We start from the raw sequence: 21858 nt of genomic DNA, 5'->3' as shown, positions 1-21858 counted from the left end.
GCGAGGCGCCGCCAGCGTGGCGAAGCGCGAGGCGTCGAAGTACAGGTGATCCGCGGAAGGTTCAGAAGCGTGTGCTGCGGATCATGCTCACGCCGGTTGCAGGGATACGATGAAAATCAGCGACGACGCATCGGTGCGCGCGGGGCGCCGCCGCCTGCGCGTTCGTCCTTGTGACGGAAGTTGATGCGGCCCTTGGTCAGGTCGTACACCGAAAGTTCCAGCGTCACGCGGTCGCCGGCCAGAATCCGGATGTGATTCTTGCGCATGCGGCCCGAGGCGTACGCGCCTACGACGACGCCGTTGTCCAGCGTCACGCGATAGCGGCTGTCGGGAAGCACTTCGTCAACGATGCCGTCGAGTTCGATGAGTTCTTCTTTCGCCATATGGGGCTCCTGTGGTCAGTTGTAATGGGTGCTGCTACGCATCGTACCGGTCCAGCGTGTAACGCCGAAGAACGGCCGCGCAACGCCGCCAGGCGCGCAATCGCGTCGCTACGAAACGTTATAGGCGATGCAAAGCGTGGCCCGGCACGTCCGGCACGTAAAACGTGCGTTTCGGAGCGCGCCGCGTCTCTCTTTCAGGCTCGTTGTGAGCTTGACGGCATAGGCCGGACGACCGTGCGTGCCGCTTTGGCGGCGCGCCCTGGCCGGCATGACCGGGACGGCGACATCGGCGAACAGCGAAGCCGACGTGCAAGTTGAAACGAAAAGCGGTGAATCCGGGAAGTGAGCGCGTTTGCGATACGCTTACGTCATATGCGGTCGAGGAGGCGATTTGCAAGCCCCGCTGACATTCTCGCGCAAATCGGTTGATTAGACAATGAAATTCGCCCGAAGGTTCCTTCTGCGGCGCTTTCCGTTGCGTGGACGACGCAGCCGTGGCTATAGCCACCCGGCCTTCTTGAAACGCCAGTACAGCACCAGATCGACGACCAGCATGACGGCGAGACAGGTCGGATAGCCGTAGACCCAGTCCAGTTCCGGGATGCTCTTGAAGTTCATGCCGTAGATGCCGGCGATCATCGTCGGCACGGCGAAGAGCGCTGCGAACGAACCGAGGCGCTTGGTCACTTCGCTCTCCGCCAGCGCGATCAGGCCGAGATTGACCTGAATCGCCGTGACGATCATTTCGCGCCGCCCTTCGATGGTCTTCACGATGCGCAGCAAGTGATCGTACACGTCGCGGAAATATTCCTGCATGCCGGAGCAGACGCCGGGCGACCGTCCGCCATACAGTTTGCTGACAGCTTCTAGCAGCGGCGCCGTGTGATGCTGCAGGATCGTCATGCGGCGCTTCAGCGAATACAGGTCCTCGATGATCTCGCGCGATTCCACTGAGCCCTTCTGCTCGAAGATGCGCTCTTCCACTTCATCCACTTCGGCGCCGAGCGTCTCGAGCACGGGGAAGTATCGATCGACGACCGCATCGAGCAGCGCGTACATCACGAAAGCGGGCCCGTGCTTGAGCAGATGCGGCTCGCGCTCGCAGCGCTTGCGCACTTCCTGAAAGCCTTGCGTCGTGCGATTGCGCACCGAGAGCACATAGTTCCTGCCGACGAACACGTTCATCTCGCCGACGAGCACTTCGCCTTCTTCATCGAACTCGACCGTATGAAAGACCGCGAACAGCGAGTCGCCGTATTCCTCGATCTTCGGCCGCTGATGACCGTGCTGCGCATCTTCGACCGCCAGCTCGTGCAGTCCGAACTGATGCGTCATGTGCGCGAGCTCGCCGGGACCGGGTTCTTTCAATGCAACCCAAATGAAAGAGTCGGGCAGGTCCCGATACGCGTTGATATCGTCGATATGAACGTCCGCGAGCTTGCGGCCGTTCTGATAAGCCGCGCAATTGACCAGCATGAGGCGCCCTTTATAGTTCTGTCGATGTGACGGGCCACGCGTCGATGGGCGCTCGAAGTCGCGTGAATCGCTTGGGGCGCGAGCGCGTGGCCTTCATCAACGAATCTTAGCCGGACATGCGAGCGGTTGCCAACGAGCGCCCATCGAGTGGCGCTCATTGCTCCCGTCAGTTCGCGGCGAGATCGATGCCGTACTCCGGCGGACTCGGCAGCGCCGGCACATGAGTGGGCTGCGCATCGAAGCGGGTGAGCTTGCCCTCGACCGTCGCGCCGATATCCATGCGCAGCTTCTGATAGAAGATGTTGCCCGTCACGCGCGCGTTGGACTGAAGCTCGACGAAATGCGCGACGGTGACATCGCCGGTGACGCAGCCGTTGATGATGACGTCGTAGGCGCTGACGTTGCCGCGAATCGCGCCCTGGTCGCTCACGACGAGCAGCGTCTCTTCGCCGGGGCGGCCCGTCACGTTGCCGGTGACCTGGCCGTCCATGCGCAGACCTTCGCTGAATTCGAGATCGCCCGAAATGTGGACGTTGTGCGCGATGAGCGTCGCGAGCTTCGCGAGCTTGACGTTGTTGGGATCTTTCTTCGATGAAAACATCTCGGGTCCTTGCGATGCAGTAAAAGGGTTGCGTGAAGCGCGCGGCTTCAGTTGGGTGCGTGCTGTTTCCTGAGGAATGCGAGATCCGTCTGCAGGCGCTGGATTTCGGCGGTGCTTTCGGTGACGCGCTGCTCGAGCGACGCGCGGCTCGCCGCTTCCTGTTCGAACGCGAACTGTGCGTGCGCGAGCTGCTCGCGCAGCTTCTGTTCGGAGACGGGCGGCGCGCAGAGCGTATCGAGTTTGCGCACCTCTTCATGCGAGCGCTTGAGCGCGAAGCCCGCGGCGGCGAGGGCCGTCATGGCGCACACGGCGGCGATCAGGCCCAGCCAGATACCCGCGCCGCGTTTGGGCGTAAGCGAATAGGACTGGCGAGTGAGCAGCGATCGCCGCTTCAAATCAACTTTGCGCATTCGGCTTGCGCTTGAAGAGCGCGAGGTAAGGATTGGGATTGATCTGCGCGCCGTCGACGATCACTTCGAAATGCAGATGCGGACCCGTGGAACGTCCGGTCGAGCCGATCTCCGCGATTTCCTGTCCGGGCATCACGTAGTCGCCGGTCTTCACGAGGATGCGCGACGCATGTCCGTAGCGCGTCATCATGCCGTTGCTGTGACGGACATCGACCGCGTTGCCATAGCCGTTGCGCTCGCCGGCCTGCACGACGCGTCCGCCTGCGCTCGCAAAAATCGGCGTGCCGGTCGGCGCGACCAGATCGATGCCGGGATGAAAGCTGAGACGCCCGGTGAACGGATCGAAACGATTGCCGTAGGGCGAGCCGCTGCGCGCGGTGGGCGCGGGATTGCGGCCCGGAAACGCCATGTACGCCGCGTAATGCGTGAGCGTCTGCGTTTGCAGTTGCGACACCTCGTCGTTCAGACAATCGATGATGCGCCGCGCGCCCTTGAGACGCTGGCGCGGCGTGCCGCTGCTTGCGCGGTTTGTGTCGCACAGGCGCGGCGGCAGCGCCGGTCCGCCTGCACCGTCGAGCGCCGCGGCGCCTTCCTCGCTGTCGGGCAGCGGCGGCACGTCGTGCACGCCGGAGGGGCCGCCGGTGCCGCGCGTGGCCTTCAGACGATCGTCGAAATCATGCAGTTCGTGCACTTGCGCGGACAGCCCTTCGACGCGCGGCGTGAGCTCGATCAGCGCGGCGTTGAGGCGGCCGAGTTCCTCGATCTCGTACGAGCGGCGCGACATCAGCGCCTGCTCCTCACCGAGATGGCTGCGGCCGAACATCGTGCCGATCGCAATGCCCAGCGCGAGCGCGGCAATCAGAAGCGCGATGCTGCCGATGATCGCGATGGCGCGCGCCGTGCGCGCCTCGACGAAGCGGATGCGCTGGTGGGACATGGTCCGCCGTGACCAGATGACGAAAGCCATCAGCGCACGCGGCGGCCCGTTGGGCCGGCAGAAAAAAGACTAGGAAAAATCACGGGAATGGAGTGCGCCGCGCTCTCCACGGCAAAGCAATGAAACTGGGCGGCGATTATGCCGCACGCATCGCGCGCAAGTGATGTTTAAACAGGACGTCGAAGCAAAATTACATGATTACATCGAGTCAAATTTTGTGATGCAGGAATGAACGGGATTAATTAACACATATATGTTTTCTCGGCGGTCAAAAAGTATCGCGATTCATCGGGATGGCTTGACATCGACCCAGACCATGTGCTGGTCATCGCCCATCAGGAATGCGCGGTTCGCTTCGGCGGCCGCGCGCAGATAGTCCCAAACCGCCGTGATGCGCTTAAGCTTGCGCAGGTCCTCGCGGCATGACAGATAGAAGGCGCGCGTCACGACGATTTCGTCGGGCAGCACCGGCACGAAGCGCGGATCGGGCGAAGTCATGAAACACGGCAGGATCGCGAGCGCGCGCCCTTGCAGCGCCGCGAAATATTGCGCGATCGCGCTCGTGCTGCGCCATTGCGACACCGCGCCCGGCACCGCGCGTTCGAGATACAGCAGTTCGTAACTGAACGCGAGATCGTCGATATAACTAGCGAAGCGATGCCGGCGCAAGTCCTCGGCGTTGCGGATCGGCTCGTGCGCTTCCAGATACTCGGCCGTCGCGTAGAGCTTGAGCCGGTACTCGCACAGCTTCGTGTAGACGTACTGGCCCTGTTCGGGGCGCTCGAGTGTCACCGCGATATCCGCCTCGCGCTTGGAAAGGCTCACGAAATGCGGCACCGGCAGCAAGTCGATGGAAATGTTCGGATGCGCGTCCTGAAACCGCGCGAGCTGCGGCGCGAGAAAGAAGCAGCCGAAGCCTTCCGTCGAGCCGACGCGCACATGGCCCGACAACGCATGCCCGGTATTGGCGATCTGCTCGGTGGCCGATTGCACCGTCGTCTCGATCGAATCGACGAAACCGAGCAGGCGCTGGCCTTCGGCGGTCAAAATGAATCCGCCGCTGCGCGATTTGTCGAACAGCAGGGTGCCGAGCGCATCTTCGAGCGCACGCACGCGGCGCGCGACCGTCGTGTAATCGACCCCGAGGCGCTTGGCTGCGCCGCTCGCGCGCTGCGTGCGGGCGACTTCGAGGAAAAAGCGCAAATCGTCCCAGTTGAGGCGGGCGAGGTCGAGTTTGCCGGGATTTTGCATGGCGTTTTTTTGCATATCGATCGGGTATTTTTATAGTGCCATGATGGACTTTTGCATAACTATACTCAACTCAACGAGCCTGCAAAAACACGGGCCGATTCTCATAAGACGGAGACGACATGCTGTTCCCCTGGCGCCGCATCGGCGCGTCTTCGCTTTCCCTCCCTTTCAGTACGTCCGCAACTTCCCTATCAAGGAGTAACTCGTGAATATCGCTGCTGAACATCCGGCGCAGAGTGCGTCCGTCCGTACGGCCAAGCTGCTCATCGACGGCCAGTTCGTGGATTCGAAGACGGCCGAGTGGCGCGACATCGTCAATCCGGCGACGCAGGAAGTGGTCGGCCGCGTGCCTTTTGCGACGAAGGACGAAGTCGATGCCGCGGTCGCCGCAGCGCACAAGGCGTTTCAGACGTGGCGCACCACGCCCCTCGGCGTTCGCATGCGCCTGATGCTCAAGTTTCAGGATCTCGTGCGTCAGAACCAGAAGCGCATCGCACAGACACTCACGGCCGAGCAAGGCAAGACGCTCGCCGATGCCGAAGGCGACATCTTCCGCGGTCTCGAAGTCGTCGAGCATGCGTGTTCGATCAGCACGCTGCAGCAAGGCGAATTCTCCGAAAACGTTGCGGGCGGCGTCGATACCTACACGCTGCGTCAGCCGATCGGCGTCTGCGCGGGCATCACGCCGTTCAACTTCCCCGCGATGATCCCGCTGTGGATGTTCCCGATGGCGATCGTTTGCGGCAACACCTTCGTGCTGAAGCCGTCGGAACAGGACCCGCTCTCGACGATGGAACTGGTCGAACTTGCGCTCGAAGCGGGCATTCCGGCGGGCGTGCTCAACGTCGTGCACGGCGGCAAGGACGTGGTCGACGCGATCTGCACGCATCCCGATATCAAGGCGATTTCCTTCGTCGGCTCGACGGCCGTCGGCACGCACGTCTACAACCTCGCGAGCCAGCACGGCAAGCGCGTGCAGTCGATGATGGGCGCGAAGAATCACGCCGTCGTTCTGCCCGACGCAAACAAGGAGCAGACGCTCAACGCGCTCGCGGGCGCAGGCTTCGGCGCGGCAGGGCAGCGTTGCATGGCGACGTCGGTGGCGGTGTTCGTCGGGGCGTCGAAGGACTGGGTGCCGGAACTGGTCGAGCGGGCGAAGGCGCTCAAGGTCAACGCGGGCATGGAGCCGAACACGGATGTCGGTCCGGTCGTGTCGAAGGCCGCGAAGGAGCGCATTCTGGGTCTGATCGGTAAAGGCGTGGAAGAGGGCGCGACGCTCGCGCTCGATGGCCGCGATATCGACGTGAAGGGCTACGAGAGCGGCAACTTCATCGGCCCGACGGTCTTCACGAACGTGAACCCCGACATGTCGATCTACAAGACCGAGATCTTCGGCCCGGTGCTGTGCGTGCTCGAAGCGGAGTCGCTCGATGACGCCATCGCGCTCGTCAACCGCAATCCGATGGGCAACGGCGTCGGACTCTTCACGCAGAGTGGAGCTGCGGCGCGCAAGTTTCAGAGCGAGATCGATATCGGTCAGGTGGGCATCAACATTCCGATTCCGGTGCCGGTGCCGGCGTTCAGCTTCACGGGCTCGCGCGGCTCGAAGCTCGGCGATCTCGGGCCGTACGGCAAACAGGTCGTGCAGTTCTATACGCAGACGAAAACCGTTACCGCGCGCTGGTTCGACGACGCCACCGTGAACGACGGCGTGAACACGACCATCTCGCTTCGCTGAGGGAGAGTTCTCATGCAAATCGGCTTCATTGGCTTGGGTCACATGGGCGGTCCGATGGCCGCCAATCTGCTGAAGGCGGGCCACGCCGTAACAGCGTTCGATCTCGTGCCGGCCGCGCTCGACGCGGCGAAAGCGGCGGGCGCGACGCTCGCCGCATCGCCGCGCGCGGCGGCCGAGGGCGCGGAAGTCGTCATCACGATGCTGCCCGCCGCGCAACACGTCAAAGCGGTCTATCTGAACGATGACGGCGTGCTCGCGGGCGTCACGAAAGGCGTGCCGCTCGTCGACAGCAGCACGATCGATCCGGCCACCGCGAAGCTCATCGGCGAAGCGGCGGGCCGCCAGGGCAATCCGTTCGCGGATGCGCCCGTGTCGGGCGGCGTCGTCGGCGCGCAGGCGGGCACGCTGACCTTCATGGTCGGCGCGGACGAGGCGCTCTTCGAAACGCTGCGTCCCGTGCTGTCCGGGATGGGAAAAAACATGGTGCGCTGCGGCGAAACCGGCACGGGTCAGATCGCGAAGATCTGCAATAACCTGCTGTTGGGGATTTCCATGATCGGCGTCGCCGAAGCGATGAAGCTCGGCGAAACGCTCGGCATCGATCCGACGAAACTGGCGAGCATCCTGAACACATCGACAGGACGTTGCTGGAGTTCGGATACGTGTAATCCCTATCCGGGCATCATCGAAACGGCGCCGGCTTCGCGCGGTTATTCGGGCGGATTCGGCGCGGACCTCATGCTGAAGGATCTGGGTCTCGCCGTCGATGCGGCGCGCGGCGCGAAGCAGCCGGTTTTCATGGGCGCGCTGGCACAACAGTTGTATCAGTCGATGAGCCAGCAGGGACTCGGCGGACTCGATTTTTCAGGCATTATCAAGCTGTATGCGAAGCAACAAAACGAGCAATAAGCAATCTAACGAGTAAATGACCCGGCACGCACGTGCGTGCCGAATAAGGGTCAATAAATAACGGCTTTATTAAGTTGCACTGCACAACGCGTCGCGCAATCGCATACTGGGCGCGATCATCGGGATAACGATGATTCGCTTTCCAAAAATTTGTCCTATTCTGAAAGCACGACGCCCGTCTGCCGTTCGAGTCGAACGCTCCGGTTGCGCCACGGTGCTGGTAGAACGCCCGTCGTTTTCGGGCAATCAGATGAGGAGTACGCGATGCAAGTAACACGACACTTAAATATGGAATTGCGGCACGCCACGGTGCCGACTTATGTAGCCAGCTATTTCTTTCCGTTGCTGCTATTGGCATACGAAGTCTGGCGAGTGGGGTCGTGGGTGGCGGTGAACGGCTTCAACTTCATGAACTTCAACTCTATGGGTTATGAGTTCGCGTTGATGATCGCCGTGTTCTGCATGCAAATCATCGTGGAAATCGCGTTCCTCGCAGGCGCTGTTCTGACGAAGCACAAGGACGTCGGACACAGAATGGCGAATTTGCTGCTGGGGCTTTTCTGCTCGATGGTCGTGCTCGGTTTCGACCTTGCACTGCAATATGGCCTGAGCGGAAGTTAAGCCGAAACGAATTTCTTCTCTGAACACGAAAACGCCGGTTGATCTCAACCGGCGTTTTTATTGCACTGCAACTCGATTCGATTCAGCAACCCGCCGCGCTCGCCAACGCGGGCGGCGTTTCGGACCGTTCTTCGTAGCATTTCCTGTCCGCATCCTTCAGCGCGCCGCGCAGCCCTTCTTCCACGACGGGATGATAAAACGGCAGCTTGAGCGCTTCATCCAGCGTCAGTTCCAGTTGCAACGCCCATGCGAGCAGATGGCCCAGATGCTCCATCGCCGGGCCGCAGCCTTGCGCGCCGCGCAGCTTGCCGGTTTTCGCGTCGGCATAGACGTGCAGGAGTCCGCGATTCTGCCGCATCACGCGGCTGCGCCCCTGATTTTCGAACGAGGCTTCTCCGGTCACCGTCATCTGCTTGTCGAGATCGTCGTATGACGCGCCGACGATCGCCACCTGCGGCTCACTGAACACGATCGCAAACGGCACCTTGCGCTTGACCGGCCGCACGTCGGGGAAGCGCACGGCGTTGTCGCCGGCGAGCTTGCCTTCGTCGGCGGCGTCGTGAAGCCACGGACGCGTGCCGTCGCAATCGCCCGCGACGAAAATGGCGCTCTGGCCGCATTGCATCGTGGTTTCATCGAAGAGCGGCACGCCTTTCTCGCTCAGTTCGATGCCCGCGTTTTGCAACGCGAGCGGCTTGAGATTCGGCGCGCGGCCGGTGGCGGCGAGCACGAGATCGAAACTTTCCGCGTGCGCCTGGCCTTCGGCTGATTTGAAGCGCAGGAACGGCTTGTCATCGCGCAAGGACAGCTCGTCGAACTTCGCTTCGGGATCGAAATAGAATTCGTCGGCGAGCGCCGCGACGAGCGCATCGCGCACGGGCTTGTCGCTGAGCGCCGCGACGCTGCCGCCCTTGCCGAACATGAAAATCTCGACGCCCAGACGCGCGAGCGCCTGCCCGAGCTCCAGCGCGATCGGCCCCGTGCCGAACACGGCGATGCGCTTCGGCAGCGTGCGCAGCTCGAAGAGATCGTCGCTCGTGATGAGCTTGTCGCCGAACACTTTCAGCTCGTCGGGGACCGTGGGCGCCGCGCCCGTCGCGATCACGATGCGCTTCGCTTCCACGCGCGTATCCCTGCCGACCGACAAGCGCGTCGCCGATTCGAAGCGCGCCTGGCCGCGCAGCAGCAATCCGGCCGGCAACGCGTCGATTTCTTCGAGCACGCCCTTCACGAAGTAATCCCGCTCGCGACGCACATAGTCGAGCACATGCGCGTAATCGGCTTCGAGCGCATGCGTGCCTTCGATGCCGCGCGGCGCGAGCGCTTGCGCATCGTGCAGACCGTTGGCCGCCGCGAGCAGCAGCTTGGACGGCATGCAGCCGACGCGCGCGCAGGTCGTGCCGAGCTCGCCGCTCTCGATCAGCACCGCGTTCGCGCCCGCTAGCCGCGCCGCGCGAAACGCGGCCATGCCGGCCGTGCCCGCGCCGATCACGGCGACGTCCACTTCGATCTCGTTCATTCCGTTTCCCGCTGTTTTCACGGGCCGAGCAAACCCTGATACACCTCGGCGTACGCGAGCGCCGCCGCTTCCCAGCCGAAGTTCTGGCCCATCGCGCGCTTGACGACCGCTTTCCAGTCGGTGCGCCGCGCCTTCAGGGCGAACGCGCGCCGGATCGCACCGACGATGCCCGTGCGGTCGAAGGTATCGAAGACGAAGCCGGTCGCGAGATCGTCGGCGAGATTTTCGAGCGAGGCATCGGCGACGGTATCCGCGAGCCCGCCCACGCGATGCACGAGCGGCAGCGAGCCGTACGCGAGCGCGTAGAGCTGCGTGAGCCCGCACGGCTCGAATCGCGACGGCACCATCACGATATCGCTGCCCGCGATGATCGAATGCGACAGCGTCTCGTCGAAGCCGAGCTCGACCGCAACCGCGCCCGGATGCGCCGCCGCTGCGTTCTTCATGCCGGTTTCGAGCGCCGGGTCGCCGGTGCCGAGGACGACGAGCTGGCCGCCGCGCTGCACGATATCGGGCACGGCCGAGAGCAGCAGATCGAGACCCTTCTGCTCGGTTAGACGGCTGACGACGCCGAAGAGCAGGGCGTCGTCGTCTTTCGCGAGGCCCATGCGCTCCTGCAGCGCCGCCTTGCACTTCGACTTGCCCGAGCCGGGCTTGGCCGCGGTGTACTTCGACGCGATGGATTCATCGACCGACGGGCTCCAGATCGAATAATCGACGCCGTTCAGAATGCCCGTGATGTCATGTGTGCGCGTCTGCAACAGGCCGTGCAGGCCCGCGCCGTGCGCCTGCGTCTGGATCTCGCGGGCGTAGGTCGGGCTGACGGTCGTAATGCGGTCGGCGTAGTAGAGCCCCGCCTTCAGGAAGGAGACGTGGCCGTAGAACTCCAGTCCTTCCATCGCGTAGAAGTCGCCCGGAAGCTGCAGCGCGCCGAATTCCGACGCCGGAAACGTGCCCTGATACGCGAGGTTGTGCACCGTCATTACACTCGCCACGCGCGGCGCGCCGCTGCGTTCGAACGCGCGCAGATACGCGGGCGCGAGCCCCGCGTGCCAGTCGTGCGCGTGCACGATATGCGGTTTCCACGCCGGATCGGCGCCCGTCGCGATGCGCGCTGCCGTCCAGCCGAGCAGTGCGAAACGGCGGTCGTTATCGGCATACGGATGATTGGCCGCATCCATATACGGATTGCCCGGACGATCATAGAACTGATCCGCGCGCACGACGTACACGGTCACGCCGTGCGGTTTCAGCACGCCGCGCTCGAGCCGCACGTTGCCCGCGCCGAACGCGCCGCCCAGATCGGCGACGGGGTCGAGATCCGCAAGCCCCGCGAGCACGGCCGGAAAGCCAGGCAGCACGACGCGCGCATCCGTGCCCAGTTGCGACTGCGCGGGCGGCAGCGCGCCGACCACATCGGCGAGGCCGCCGGTCTTCAACAGCGGAAACATTTCTGCTGCGGCATGCAGCACGCAAACGGTCATCGGCGCTCCTGTCGATCCGGTTCGTGTTGACGCTTCGGCTAGCGCGAGAGCCGCGCCAGCGCGTCGCGTGTGATGAGCGTGACGCCGGAATCCGTGCGGAAGAAGCGCGCGGCGTCGTCGTCCGGATCTTCGCCGACCACGAGGCCTTCGGGCACCGTGCAACCGCGATCGATCACGACCTTCTGCAAGCGGCAACTCGGCCCGACCGTCACCTGAGGCAACAAGACTGCCTCATTGATGTTACAGAACGAGTGCACCCGCACTGCCGACGAAAACACCGACTTCGACACCTGCGATCCCGAGATCACGCAGCCGCCGCAGACGAGCAGATTCGTGATTGCGCCTTGCTGGCCGTTCAGGTCGCGCACGAACTTGCCGGGCGGCAGTTGCTCCTGATTCGTCCAGATCGGCCATTTGCGGTCGTACAGATCGAGTTCGGGAATCGTCGAGGCGAGGTCGAGATTGGCTTCCCAGTAGGCGTCGACGGTGCCGACGTCGCGCCAGTACGCAGGCGCGTCCGGATCGCTGCTGGAAGTCACGCACGACATGCCGAACGGATGCGCGATCGCCTTGCCCGTCGTCACGACGCGCGGAATGATGTCCTTGCCGAAGTCGTGATCCGTGTTCGACGTCTCGATGTTCTCCTGCAGCATGTCGTAGAGATACTTCGCGCTGAACACGTAGATGCCCATGCTCGCGAGCGCGACGTCGGGCTTGCCGGGCATCGCGGGCGGATCGGCGGGCTTTTCGAGGAAATCGGTGACGCGGCGGTTTTCATCGACGTGCATCACGCCGAACGCGACCGCGTCCATGCGTGGCACCTCGATGCAGCCGACCGTGCAGTCCGCGCCGCTCTCGACGTGATCGAGCACCATGCGCGTGTAGTCCATCTTGTAGATGTGATCGCCCGCCAGCACGATGACGAACTCCGGCCCGATCGAGCGGACGATATCGAGGTTCTGATACACGGCGTCGGCGGTGCCGCGATACCAGCTCGAATCGACGCGCTGCTGCGCCGGCCAGATATCGATGAACTCGTTGAACTCGCCGCGCAGGAAACCCCAGCCGCGCTGCAGATGGCGAATGAGCGAATGCGCCTTGTATTGCGTGACGACGGCGATGCGGCGGATGCCGGAATTGAGGCAGTTGGACAGCGCGAAGTCGATGATGCGGTACTTGCCGCCGAAGTGCACGGCGGGCTTCACCCGCTTGTCGGTGAGCGGCCCGAGACGCGTGCCGCGCCCGCCGGCGAGAACGATTGCGAGGGTCGACTTCTGCAAATCGGTGCGATTCTTAGACAGCGTCTCCATGTCAGCCTCCTGATTTGACCTGCGACTATTGATGTCTTGCCGTGTGTTCGTCCTCGTATGCTTTTCGATGTCGTCACTGCGCGTGCCGATGCTGGCCGCGCGTGTTCGCCGTTGCAGCATTATCCGGCGCGCGTTCGGATTCGTGTGCTGGAGTTACGCGATTTTTTCGCTGAATGCTGCATGCGGTTTATCCCGCGCCTTGGGAGCAAAGCGTGTGCCGAACGCGCACGGGCGTGCTGTGGAGATGGTCCGGAACGGTGATGGTGTTGCGGGCGCGCGACCGTTTGGGCTTCTGATCGATCGCGCCGCTCGACAAAACGCGCCCGCGCAATTTATAACGGGCGACGCCATGCCGCAGTGCGTCGAGGCACGGCACAATACGATGCATGCAATGCCCGTACTTGCTTGGAAGCCGCGCGCACGGGCGTTCTTTCTGAAGCCGCTGTCGCGCTGCGCTGCACGACACCCGGCACGCCAAACGTTTCACCTGACCGGACACGATCAATCGGGAAAGCAGAACATGAACAACGTCCTGAGCATTCAATCGCATGTGGTGTTCGGCCATGCGGGCAACAGCGCGGCGGTCTTTCCGATGCGGCGTCTCGGCGTCAACGTCTGGCCGCTCAACACCGTGCAATTCTCCAATCACACGCAATATGGACGCTGGACCGGCAGTGCGTTCGACGCCGACGAGCTTCAGAACGTGATCGAGGGCATCGGCGCGATCGGCGTGCTCGCGCGCTGCAACGCAGTGCTGTCGGGCTATATGGGTGCGCCGGAGCAGGGCCGCGCGGTCGTCGAGATCGTGAAGATGGTGAAGGCGGTGAATCCGCGCGCGCTCTATTTCTGCGATCCGGTCATGGGCCAGACGGGCGGCTGCACCGTCGCCGCAGGCGTCGAGGATTTCCTCGTCACGACGATGCCCACAATCGCCGACGCGATGATGCCCAACCACGTCGAACTGGAGAAGCTCGTCGGGCGCACGATCGAAACCGTGGAAGAAGCCGTCGATGCGTGCCGCGAAGTCATCGCGCGCGGTCCGCGCACCGTGCTGGTGAAACATCTGCTCGATCGCAACAGCCGCGCCGACACCTTCAACATGCTCGCCGTCACGCCGACGGAAGCGTGGTTCGCGCAGCGTCCGCTATATCCGTTCGCGCGGCAGCCGGTGGGCGTCGGCGATCTGACGAGCGCGGTGTTCGTCGCGCGCACGCTGCACGGCGATTCATTGCGCAACGCGCTCGAACACACGCTCGCGGCGGTCAATGCCGTCGTCAAGGCGACTTACGAGGCGGGGCGTTACGAGCTGGAGATCGTCGCGTCGCAGGATGAAATCGCGAAGCCGACCGACCGCTTCCCTGCGATTCGCGTGACCGGCACGGAAACCGTCAGGGGCGTCTAGCTTTCTTCCATCAGGCCGAAGCGCCAGGACAAGCGGCGCGTCGCGGCCAGGAGCGCATGCGCGAGCGGGCCATCCGCGGCGCTGTCGAAACCGCCCGCCGAACCGATCAGCGCGATCACGAGGCACACGCTGCCCGTGTGATCGAACACCGGCGCGGCGAGCGTGTGGATGCCGGGCACCGGCGCACCGAGCGCGGTGTCGAGGCCGCGTTTCCTGATGTCATCGAAGCGCGCAGCGTCCGGTTGCGCGCCTTCCGTTCCGGCGAGACGGATGCCGTCCTGCTGCATCAGGCTCGCGAGCATGTCGGCGGGAAGATGCGCGGCATATACGCGTCCGATCGCCGTATTGACGAGCGACATCACCGTTCCGATGCGCAAGCTCACGTGCTGCGGCCGCGCCGATTCCTCCAGCCGGATCACGGTCGGGCCGAGCGGGCCGAGCGCGGCGGCGGCGACCGTCATCGACGTGCTCGCGGCGAGCGCGACGATCTCGGCTTCGGCGTCGCGGATCGGCGAGAGGCGCTGCAACGCGATCAGCCCGAGTTCGCGGCTCAACGGCCCCGCATGAAAAAGCCCGGCGTCGTCGCGCGCGAGGAGCCCGACTTTCACCAGACTCACCAGATGCGCGAACGCCTTCGCCGGCGGCATGCCGGCCGCGGCGGCGAGATCGCGCAACGTGAGCGGCTCGCCTGCCGCGACCAGCGCGCGCAAGAGATCGCCCGTTGCGTCGAGCGCGTTGATGCCGCGCTGCGGCCGCGCGTCTTCTTCGAATATCGTCATGAAAGCCGTTCTGTGATGTCGCGTGCGGCGTCTTTCAACGCACGGGCGAGCGCGCCGTCCCAGTCGACGTCGGCGAGGCCGGTCGGTCCGATCGCCGTCAGCGCGAGCTGCATGCGCGCGCTGCCGTCGAACACCGGCACGCTCATGCTGCTGACGCCGGGGCTCGGCGCATCGACGCTGCGTTCGATGCCGCGCGCGCGGATTTCGCCGATGCGCGCGTCCGTGCCGGGCGCATCGGTTTCCTGCTGATGCGCGAGCATCGCGGCGACGCGGGTTTCGTCGTCGAAGGCGCGGAATATACGTCCCGTCGACGTCGACGAAAGCGACATCACCGTGCCGACATGCAGATTCACATGCAGCGGATAGCCGCCGCGTTCGTAGCGCACGATCGTCGGTCCCTGTGGGCCGGCCACGCTGACCGCGACGCTCATGCCCGTCGCGAGCGCCAGCGCCGACACGCGCGGTGCGGCCGCACGATACGCCGGCTGATGTTCCAGATTCAACAGTCCGAGCCGCAGCGAAAGCGGGCCCGGCTCGTAATTGCCGGTGAGCGCGTCGCGTTTGACGAGCCCGAGGCGCGTCAGGCTGACGAGGTAGGTATGCGCCTGCGCGCTCGACAGCTCCGCGGCTTCGGCGAGCGCGCTCAACGCAAGCGGCTCGCGACGCGCGGCGAGCGCTGCGAGCAGACGCGCGCCGACCTCGACGCTCTGAACGCCGCGCTGTTTTTTTTCCTCGCCGGTTTCGGAAAGACCCAAGCGCACTCCGCAATCGATGAAAGTGAACGAATGGCAGATGTTAGCCGAGCCGCATTCATCCGATGCAGCGATTCAGTATTTACCCGTAATTTGCAAATAGCAAATACGCTTGCTGTTGACAAAAATCAGCGGCGCGCCGATCATCCACTCATCCCCACGAGAATGGAAGCGAGACACGATCATGGCAAAGGCTTTTGCATCGCAGGCCGATCTGGAAGAAAAGAAGATCACCTTCACGCAACTCTCCGAAAACGCTTACGCCTACACGGCGGAGGGCGATCCGAACTCGGGCGTCATCATCGGCGACGACGGCGTGCTGATCGTCGATACGACCGCGACGCCCGCGATGGCGCAAGACCTCATCGCGAAAATCCGCAGCGTCACCGACAAGCCGATCAAATACGTCGTGCTGTCGCATTACCACGCGGTGCGCGTGCTCGGCGCGTCGGCGTATTTCGAGGAAGGTGCGCAGCAGGTCATCGCGAGCCGCGGCACGTATGAAATGATCGTCGAGCGCGGCGAGCAGGACATGAAATCGGAGATCGAGCGCTTTCCGCGCCTGTTCGCGGGCGTCGAGACGGTGCCGGGCCTCACGTGGCCGACGCTCGTTTTCGAGAAGGAAATCACGCTGTGGCTCGGCAAGCTCGAAGTGAAGATCGCGCATCTCGGCGCGGGCCACACGAAGGGCGACACGGTCGTCTGGCTGCCGTCGCAGAAAGTGCTGTTCTCGGGCGATCTGGTCGAATACGACGCCGCCTGCTATTGCGGCGACGCGCAGCTCGAAGAATGGCCCGCGACGCTCGAAGCGCTGCGCGCACTGAAGGCGGAAAAGCTCGTGCCGGGGCGCGGCCCCGCGCTGCTGTCGCCGGCCGAAGTGGACAAGGGCCTCGACTACACGAAGGACTTCGTGACGACGCTGCTGCAGGCGGGCCGCGACGCCGTCGCCGACAAGCTCGATCTGAAGGGCTCGATGGCGCTTACGCGCAAGTCGATGGACCCGAAGTTCGGCCACGTCTTCATCTACGAGCACTGCCTGCCGTTCGACGTCTCGCGCGCGTACGACGAAGCGAGCGGCATCAAGCATCCGCGCATCTGGACGGCGCAGCGCGACAAGGACATGTGGGCCGCCCTGCAGGACTGACGTTCTACTCTCGCGGCGCGCTTTAGCGAAAGCGCGCCGCATTCCCCCTAAAGGCTCAACAGGCGCGTTCAAGACGCCGGCCCAAACACGCCCATCTGGAGCGAGACATGTCGAAGTCGATCGTTACGGCGGCGCTCAGTCCGAGCGCCGCCGGGGAAGCGCACGCCCTGTCGGACGATGCGCTGTTCCGCAAAGTCGCATGGCGCATCATCCCGTTTCTCTTCCTGTGCTACGTGGTCTCGTTTCTGGACCGCATCAATATCGGCTTCGCGCAGTTGCAGATGAAGCACGATCTCGGCTTCTCGGATGCGATGTACGGTCTCGGCGCGGCCGTCTTTTACGTCGGCTACGTGCTCTTCGAAGTGCCGAGCAATCTGCTGCTCGCGAAGTTCGGCGCGCGTCGCACGTTCACGCGCATCATGCTGCTGTGGGGCGCGGCGTCCGTCGGCATGATGTTCGTCTCGACGCCCGGTCATTTCTATCTGCTGCGTTTCATGCTCGGCGTGTTCGAGGCGGGCTTCTTTCCGGGCATCGTGCTGTATCTGACCTACTGGTTTCCGGCCAAACGGCGCGCCGGCGTGATGTCGGTATTCTTCGCGGGCGTCGCGGTAGCGGGCGTGTTCGGCGGACTGGTGTCCGGCTGGATCATGCGCGACATGGCGGGCGTCATGGGGCTGCACGGCTGGCAATGGATGTTCGCGATCGAAGGCGCGCCGGCGGTCCTGCTCGGCCTGATCGCGCTGCGTTTGCTCGTGGATACGCCGCGCGATGCGCACTGGCTCACGCAAGCGCAACAGGACCGGCTCGCGGTGCTGTGCGCCGAAACCTCCGGCAGCGCCGAGGCGCACGATCGCCGCGGCTTCTTCGATGCGCTGCGCAACCCGCGCGTCTATCTCTTCGCGTTCATCTATTTTTCGCTGACGTGCGCATCGCTGACGCTGAGCTTCTGGATGCCGCTGATGATCCGCGATTTCGGCATCACCGATGTGATGTCCGTGAGCCTCTACACCGTCGTGCCGAACGCGATCGGCGCGGTGGGACTGATTCTGATCGCGCGTCATTCGGATCGTGCAGGCGAGCGGCGCAAACACTTCGTGTGCTGCACGATTGGCGGCGGCATCGCGTTCGCGGCGCTCACGCTGCATTTGCCGAGCTTTCCGCTGATGCTCGCGATTCTCTCGCTCGCCACGACGCTGATCTTCGCCGCGCTGCCGATATTCTGGGCCGTGCCCGCGAGCCATCTGCCGGGCAAGAGCGCGGCGGCGGGCATCGCGTTCATCAGCAGTATCGGCATCACGAGCGGGATCGTGAGTCCGTGGGTGATCGGCCAGATCCGCACCGCGACGGGCAGCATGGATATCGCCGTGCATCTGCTTTCCCTGCTGCTTTTTGCGAGCGGCGCCGCGCTGTTCTTCGGATTGCGGCGTCGCGCCTGAATTCAGCCCGCGGCCATCGCCTTGAAGTTTTCAGGCGTCGCGAAGGCGAGATATTGGGCCTGCATCTCGGGCGTGAGGAATTCGAGCATCGTCGAGTTCTCGATCCAGAATTCGATCACGTCGAAGAAGTTGTTGCCGCGCGTGCGGCGCACCGCGCGCCAGCCTTCGCGCTCGCCGATCGCGATGACGTCTTCGGCGGCGAGCTTCGTCGCAATCGCCATATGGAATGCGCTGTACTGCGGGCGCTTGAACGCGCCGGCGCCGTAGCTCACGCTGTCCTCGTGAGCGCCGCCCGGCGTGATCACCTGATCGCTCGGATACACCTCGATGATGCTGCCGCGATCGTCGCCCGCGACGGCCATCCACGCGTCGGGAAACGGCGAGAAGGGCGCGGCGAAACCGCCCCACAGTTCCGCGAGCACCTGGGCGACGTGCTTCGGATCGTTGGCGGGAATGGAGGCATGGAAGATCATCGTGAGCTCCGATTCGCAGTGCGATGATGCCGGCATTCTTGCAGAGTCTATTGTTATGAGTGTTCTCATACGCGTCAGGACTCAGCGCTTATCCGACAAACGCCGACGCGAAAGCGGCAATGTCCGTCGTCAGCCGTGCCGCATCGCTCAGAAAGATGCCGTGCGGCGCACCTTCGTAGACGACGAGCCGCGCGTTCGGAATCAGCCGCGCCGTGCGTTGCGAGGTCAGTTCCAGCGGATTCGACACGTCTGCATCGCCCTGCACGATGAGCGTCGGCACATCGATATCGCGTAACTCGTCGCGGAAATCGCCGCGATTCACCGTTTCGTTGCAGGCGAAAAGCGCCTGATGCGATGTGCGCAACGCCATCTCGCGAATCCAGTCGATCATGGCCTGCGATGCGTCCGGTCCCGCGAACGGCCGCGCATTGTCGGCGAGCCACTGCGGATAATCGGTCATCAGGTCGTGCTGGAAGGCATCGGCATAGGCGCGGTCGATGCCATCGGGATTGTCAGGCGTCTTCGCGAGCATCGGCAGGGTCGATGCGATCAGCGCGAGGCGCGCGACGCGTGCGCTGCCGTGACGCGTCAGATAGCGCACCGCTTCCGCGCCGCCCATCGAGTAGCCGACGAGCGTGATGTCGGAAAGATCGAGCGCCTCGATGACGCCGGCGAGGTCGTCCGCGAGCGTGTCGTAGTCGTAGCCGCCGCCTGGATCGCTGGAACGTCCGTGGCCGCGCCGGTCATACGCGATGCAGCGAAAGCCCTGGCGCGCGAGCGGTAGCATCTGATAAGCCCACATGTCGCCCGGCAACGAATAGCTCGGAACGAAGACGATCGTCTTGCCGTTGCCAGCCGCGCCTTCCGGCTGCCAGTCGCGGTAAAACAGTTCGACGCCCTCGTTCGTTGCGATGAAGCCCGGCCGGGCGATGGCAGCATGGACTCGATCTCGATTCGCGGGCATGTCCGTCTCCTTGTCGATGAACAGTGTGATCGAATCGTCGCAGGAGAAAGCGGGACGGACAATTACGTCGAAGGTAATAGGCCGCGCGCGCAAAAAAAAACGCCGCCCGAAAGAGGGCGGCGAGTGCGCGTCCGGTGTGGGCTCTGCAATTGAGAGGGGACGCGTGAGGAGACAGGGCATACGGGTTCAGTATGGCAAAGCCTCAGGCTGCGCTCAATCGCCGATTCGAATTTCTGCGTTTCAGCATCGACGTAACGGATGAAACGGAATGCGAATGAATCGAGGCTAGGCATCCGAGATTAAGATTAGTCGCGCGTTGACCTGTGGTTTTGATCTGCGGGAGCGAGATAGACTCAGCGGACGTTTCAAACATCGTTCGCAGCACGATCGCGCGTCTCACTGGGGTTGGGGAGAAGGCGAGACGCAGCCGTAGTACGACTCGGTGCGGCTCGTTCGGCAGCGCGCGCCGGGCGACTGGGCGCCCGTGGTGGAGCGCGTCGCCGCGGCGCTGTCCGGGCGGCTCGCCGCTCGCGCCGCGACGCAGGATCAGCAGGCGTCGGCGCTGGCCAGTCTCGGATAGCCGGGCTGGCTCGAATCGATGGTCGTCACGCACGCTCCGTCGGAGAGATCGAGCATGCTGTCGATCTCACGCTTCGAGCCGTCTTTCATCTGCACGCTGTAGCGGTAGACCTTCGCCGTCTGCTCGGGGCTCTTCTGGAACAGGCTCGTCAGATCGAAGCTCAGACCCGCGCCAGCGCCCGCGCCGCTCCATCCGTTCCCGCCGATGCCGCCGCCGCCCACGCCCAGCGTCGGACCGGACGACGACGCGGTGCTCGTCGCAACCGTCGTCAGATACTGCTTGCCGACGATGCGGCCGACCGCGAGCGTGCTGTCCGCCGGCATCGGCGCCGATGCGCCCGGTCCGCTCACGCATGCGGCGAGCACGGCGAATGCGATGACCGCGAAGCCTGCTCGCGCCGCGCGTCGAAATACTGTTTGATTCGATTTCATTCCAGCCTCTTGCGTGCGCCTGCACGCGTTTCATTGACCCTCGAAGCAAGTGCGCGAGCCTCGGACTGAATCGCACGCTCACGCCGGCACGGCCGGAAGCGTCCCGAAAAAAACGCCGCCCTGAAGGGGCGGCGTTCTTCGGCGATACGCTTCGAAACCGGAAGGCCGGCGCGCTTCGCGAGGGACGCGAATGCGCGCCCGAAATGTTGAACGAATACGCGCGGCGATTGAACCAGATTGCTCCGATTCGCTGGGTTTGAATCGCGTCGTCTCGTCGGTTCTTCAGTCCTTCAGCAGATAAGCGCGTCGTCTCGTCAGTCCTTCAGCAGATAAGCGACGATCGCATCGCAGACGCGGCCGAACATCTGCGTGCCCGTGACCGTCGTGCAGCCGCGCGCGCGGGCCGCTTCGATGAAGGGCGTGAGCGGCGGCTTGGTCACGACATCGCCGACGAACGTTGTCGGAGGCAGGCGGGAGACGTCGATCGGCAACGGATCGCCGGGGCGCATCCCCGCCGGAGACGCGTTCACGATGAGGTCGTAGCTTTCCGCGGGGGCATCGTCGGCGACGTGCACCGCGCCGCGGCCCAGCGCGGCGAGCCGCGAGGCGAGGGCGCCGGTGCGCGCGGCGTCGAAATCGCGGATCGCGAGCGACGCGACGCCTGCATCGACGAGCGCATGACCGATCGCCGAGCCCGCGCCGCCCGCGCCGATCAGGAGCGCGCGTTGGGCCCTGGGCTCGCAGCCGGCGTCGCGCAAGGCCGCGACCATGCCGATGCCGTCCGATGCGCCGCCGTGCCACGTCGCGTCCGCGTTGCGTTTGAGCATGTTGACCGCGCCGAGGAACGCGCCTTCGTCGGTCAGCGACTTGCAATACTTCGTCGCGCTGAACTTGTGCGGCACCGTGATGATCACGCCGTCGCAGTTCTGCAGCCGCGCGACGCCCGCAAAAAATGTGTCGAGGTCGTCGGGCGCGACGTGCGCCGGAATCACGATCGCGTCGCGGCCCGCCGCGCGCAGCGCCGCCGTGACGCCGGAAGGCGAACGCACCTGCGCGATCGGATCGCCGACGATGAAATACACGCGCGTCGCGCCGCTCAAGCCCGCATCGAGCGATGCGGAAAAATTTGTGTCCTGCGCCATTGTCTCGTTTGCCTCCTGACCGAAAAAATTCATCTCCCTGAATGCTAGTTGAAAATGGAATAGCATTCAACAAATTCGAACATTCAATTGGAGGCAACTAACCGTCGGTGATTTTC

The 21858-nt window shown here is 63.9% G+C and carries 21 protein-coding genes; 6 read left to right on the top strand and 15 right to left on the bottom strand.

Annotated elements, in window-relative coordinates:
• Positions 1–116: 116 nt before the first annotated feature.
• The 6 genes from infA to AWB74_RS00645 form a co-directional block, all read right to left on the bottom strand.
• The gene (gene infA / locus AWB74_RS00670; protein WP_006999277.1) at positions 117–383 is read right to left on the bottom strand and encodes a translation initiation factor IF-1; all 267 of its coding nucleotides are present in this window, start codon (positions 381–383) and stop codon (positions 117–119) included.
• Positions 384–881: 498 nt separating this feature from the next.
• Positions 882–1859 (bottom strand): magnesium/cobalt transporter CorA, encoded by a 978-nt coding sequence (gene corA, locus AWB74_RS00665; protein WP_061144856.1) that lies wholly within the window; start codon positions 1857–1859, stop codon positions 882–884.
• Between the two features lie 166 nt (positions 1860–2025).
• Positions 2026–2460 carry a bactofilin family protein gene (locus AWB74_RS00660; RefSeq protein ID WP_061144855.1) on the bottom strand — a complete coding sequence of 145 codons (435 nt, stop codon included), beginning with the start codon at positions 2458–2460 and terminating at the stop codon, positions 2026–2028.
• Positions 2461–2507: 47 nt separating this feature from the next.
• Positions 2508–2870, bottom strand: a complete 363-nt coding sequence (locus AWB74_RS00655) for a hypothetical protein (protein ID WP_061123523.1) — start codon at positions 2868–2870, stop codon at positions 2508–2510.
• The gene (locus tag AWB74_RS00650) at positions 2857–3807 is read right to left on the bottom strand and encodes a M23 family metallopeptidase (RefSeq protein ID WP_087038727.1); all 951 of its coding nucleotides are present in this window, start codon (positions 3805–3807) and stop codon (positions 2857–2859) included. The genes AWB74_RS00655 and AWB74_RS00650 overlap by 14 nt, the downstream gene beginning before the upstream one ends.
• 285 nt (positions 3808–4092) lie before the next feature.
• Positions 4093–5058: a LysR family transcriptional regulator gene (locus AWB74_RS00645; RefSeq protein ID WP_061145230.1), complete on the bottom strand. Its 966-nt coding sequence runs from the start codon at positions 5056–5058 to the stop codon at positions 4093–4095.
• 205 nt (positions 5059–5263) lie between these two features.
• On the opposite strand from AWB74_RS00645, the gene AWB74_RS00640 reads away from it, so the two are divergent.
• From AWB74_RS00640 to AWB74_RS00630, 3 genes are all read left to right on the top strand, one after another.
• Positions 5264–6796 (top strand): CoA-acylating methylmalonate-semialdehyde dehydrogenase, encoded by a 1533-nt coding sequence (locus AWB74_RS00640; protein ID WP_061144853.1) that lies wholly within the window; start codon positions 5264–5266, stop codon positions 6794–6796.
• A gap of 12 nt (positions 6797–6808) precedes the next feature.
• On the top strand, positions 6809–7705 hold the full coding sequence (gene mmsB, locus AWB74_RS00635; RefSeq protein WP_061144852.1) for a 3-hydroxyisobutyrate dehydrogenase: 897 nt from the start codon (positions 6809–6811) through the stop codon (positions 7703–7705).
• 264 nt (positions 7706–7969) lie between these two features.
• Positions 7970–8326 (top strand): hypothetical protein, encoded by a 357-nt coding sequence (locus AWB74_RS00630; RefSeq protein ID WP_061144851.1) that lies wholly within the window; start codon positions 7970–7972, stop codon positions 8324–8326.
• Between the two features lie 82 nt (positions 8327–8408).
• Here the strand turns inward: AWB74_RS00630 and AWB74_RS00625 are convergent, their stop codons facing one another.
• Genes AWB74_RS00625 through glgC form a run of 3 tightly spaced genes read right to left on the bottom strand, consistent with a single transcriptional unit; the run spans position 8409 to position 12639 of the window.
• On the bottom strand, positions 8409–9845 hold the full coding sequence (locus AWB74_RS00625) for a dihydrolipoyl dehydrogenase (RefSeq protein ID WP_061144850.1): 1437 nt from the start codon (positions 9843–9845) through the stop codon (positions 8409–8411).
• A 17-nt stretch (positions 9846–9862) separates the two neighbouring features.
• A complete protein-coding gene (gene glgA / locus AWB74_RS00620; protein ID WP_061144849.1) occupies positions 9863–11329 on the bottom strand; it encodes a glycogen synthase GlgA in 1467 nt (488 codons plus the stop codon).
• Between the two features lie 38 nt (positions 11330–11367).
• Positions 11368–12639 (bottom strand): glucose-1-phosphate adenylyltransferase, encoded by a 1272-nt coding sequence (gene glgC / locus AWB74_RS00615; protein WP_061144848.1) that lies wholly within the window; start codon positions 12637–12639, stop codon positions 11368–11370.
• Between the two features lie 520 nt (positions 12640–13159).
• On the opposite strand from glgC, the gene pdxY reads away from it, so the two are divergent.
• Positions 13160–14041 carry a pyridoxal kinase PdxY gene (gene pdxY, locus AWB74_RS00610; RefSeq protein WP_061145229.1) on the top strand — a complete coding sequence of 294 codons (882 nt, stop codon included), beginning with the start codon at positions 13160–13162 and terminating at the stop codon, positions 14039–14041.
• On the opposite strand, the gene AWB74_RS48360 is transcribed toward pdxY, so the two are convergent.
• Complete coding sequence (locus AWB74_RS48360; RefSeq protein ID WP_061144847.1) at positions 14038–14820, bottom strand: IclR family transcriptional regulator; 783 nt, start codon at positions 14818–14820, stop codon at positions 14038–14040. The genes pdxY and AWB74_RS48360 overlap by 4 nt on opposite strands.
• The gene (locus AWB74_RS48355; protein WP_061144846.1) at positions 14817–15575 is read right to left on the bottom strand and encodes an IclR family transcriptional regulator; all 759 of its coding nucleotides are present in this window, start codon (positions 15573–15575) and stop codon (positions 14817–14819) included. Before AWB74_RS48355 ends, AWB74_RS48360 begins: the two co-directional genes overlap by 4 nt.
• Positions 15576–15756: 181 nt before the next feature.
• Here AWB74_RS48355 and AWB74_RS00595 point away from each other — a divergent pair, with 181 nt between their 5' ends.
• Complete coding sequence (locus tag AWB74_RS00595; RefSeq protein ID WP_061144845.1) at positions 15757–16716, top strand: MBL fold metallo-hydrolase; 960 nt, start codon at positions 15757–15759, stop codon at positions 16714–16716.
• Between the two features lie 107 nt (positions 16717–16823).
• Entirely contained in the window at positions 16824–18152 is a 1329-nt protein-coding gene (locus tag AWB74_RS00590; RefSeq protein ID WP_061144844.1) for an MFS transporter, read from the top strand.
• Between the two features lie 2 nt (positions 18153–18154).
• Here the strand turns inward: AWB74_RS00590 and AWB74_RS00585 are convergent, their stop codons facing one another.
• From AWB74_RS00585 to AWB74_RS00565, 4 genes are all read right to left on the bottom strand, one after another.
• Positions 18155–18625: a hypothetical protein gene (locus AWB74_RS00585; RefSeq protein ID WP_061145228.1), complete on the bottom strand. Its 471-nt coding sequence runs from the start codon at positions 18623–18625 to the stop codon at positions 18155–18157.
• Between the two features lie 88 nt (positions 18626–18713).
• The gene (locus tag AWB74_RS00580) at positions 18714–19589 is read right to left on the bottom strand and encodes an alpha/beta fold hydrolase (RefSeq protein ID WP_061145227.1); all 876 of its coding nucleotides are present in this window, start codon (positions 19587–19589) and stop codon (positions 18714–18716) included.
• Between the two features lie 546 nt (positions 19590–20135).
• Complete coding sequence (locus AWB74_RS00570) at positions 20136–20600, bottom strand: hypothetical protein (RefSeq protein ID WP_061144843.1); 465 nt, start codon at positions 20598–20600, stop codon at positions 20136–20138.
• A gap of 314 nt (positions 20601–20914) precedes the next feature.
• Positions 20915–21742, bottom strand: coding sequence for a shikimate dehydrogenase family protein (locus AWB74_RS00565; protein WP_061145226.1), 828 nt, complete (start codon positions 21740–21742; stop codon positions 20915–20917).
• Positions 21743–21858: the final 116 nt, after the last annotated feature.

Origin of the sequence: Caballeronia arvi, from assembly GCF_001544695.2 — a bacterium.
Classification (GTDB): domain Bacteria; phylum Pseudomonadota; class Gammaproteobacteria; order Burkholderiales; family Burkholderiaceae; genus Caballeronia; species Caballeronia arvi.
The sequence above is the reverse complement of the archived record's forward strand: the minus strand, read 5'-3'. Positions and strand labels throughout refer to the sequence as shown.

What these genes read in the sequence shown, in the direction of transcription:
- infA (WP_006999277.1), bottom strand. Translation starts at nt 383, where the DNA reads ATGGCGAAAGAAGAACTCATCGAACTCGACGGCATCGTTGACGAAGTG.
- corA (WP_061144856.1), bottom strand. Translation starts at nt 1,859, where the DNA reads ATGCTGGTCAATTGCGCGGCTTATCAGAACGGCCGCAAGCTCGCGGAC.
- AWB74_RS00660 (WP_061144855.1), bottom strand. Translation starts at nt 2,460, where the DNA reads ATGTTTTCATCGAAGAAAGATCCCAACAACGTCAAGCTCGCGAAGCTC.
- AWB74_RS00655 (WP_061123523.1), bottom strand. Translation starts at nt 2,870, where the DNA reads ATGCGCAAAGTTGATTTGAAGCGGCGATCGCTGCTCACTCGCCAGTCC.
- AWB74_RS00650 (WP_087038727.1), bottom strand. Translation starts at nt 3,807, where the DNA reads ATGTCCCACCAGCGCATCCGCTTCGTCGAGGCGCGCACGGCGCGCGCC.
- AWB74_RS00645 (WP_061145230.1), bottom strand. Translation starts at nt 5,058, where the DNA reads ATGCAAAATCCCGGCAAACTCGACCTCGCCCGCCTCAACTGGGACGAT.
- mmsB (WP_061144852.1), top strand. Translation starts at nt 6,809, where the DNA reads ATGCAAATCGGCTTCATTGGCTTGGGTCACATGGGCGGTCCGATGGCC.
- AWB74_RS00630 (WP_061144851.1), top strand. Translation starts at nt 7,970, where the DNA reads ATGCAAGTAACACGACACTTAAATATGGAATTGCGGCACGCCACGGTG.
- AWB74_RS00625 (WP_061144850.1), bottom strand. Translation starts at nt 9,845, where the DNA reads ATGAACGAGATCGAAGTGGACGTCGCCGTGATCGGCGCGGGCACGGCC.
- glgA (WP_061144849.1), bottom strand. Translation starts at nt 11,329, where the DNA reads ATGACCGTTTGCGTGCTGCATGCCGCAGCAGAAATGTTTCCGCTGTTG.
- glgC (WP_061144848.1), bottom strand. Translation starts at nt 12,639, where the DNA reads ATGGAGACGCTGTCTAAGAATCGCACCGATTTGCAGAAGTCGACCCTC.
- pdxY (WP_061145229.1), top strand. Translation starts at nt 13,160, where the DNA reads ATGAACAACGTCCTGAGCATTCAATCGCATGTGGTGTTCGGCCATGCG.
- AWB74_RS48360 (WP_061144847.1), bottom strand. Translation starts at nt 14,820, where the DNA reads ATGACGATATTCGAAGAAGACGCGCGGCCGCAGCGCGGCATCAACGCG.
- AWB74_RS00595 (WP_061144845.1), top strand. Translation starts at nt 15,757, where the DNA reads ATGGCAAAGGCTTTTGCATCGCAGGCCGATCTGGAAGAAAAGAAGATC.
- AWB74_RS00590 (WP_061144844.1), top strand. Translation starts at nt 16,824, where the DNA reads ATGTCGAAGTCGATCGTTACGGCGGCGCTCAGTCCGAGCGCCGCCGGG.
- AWB74_RS00585 (WP_061145228.1), bottom strand. Translation starts at nt 18,625, where the DNA reads ATGATCTTCCATGCCTCCATTCCCGCCAACGATCCGAAGCACGTCGCC.
- AWB74_RS00580 (WP_061145227.1), bottom strand. Translation starts at nt 19,589, where the DNA reads ATGCCCGCGAATCGAGATCGAGTCCATGCTGCCATCGCCCGGCCGGGC.
- AWB74_RS00570 (WP_061144843.1), bottom strand. Translation starts at nt 20,600, where the DNA reads ATGAAATCGAATCAAACAGTATTTCGACGCGCGGCGCGAGCAGGCTTC.
- AWB74_RS00565 (WP_061145226.1), bottom strand. Translation starts at nt 21,742, where the DNA reads ATGGCGCAGGACACAAATTTTTCCGCATCGCTCGATGCGGGCTTGAGC.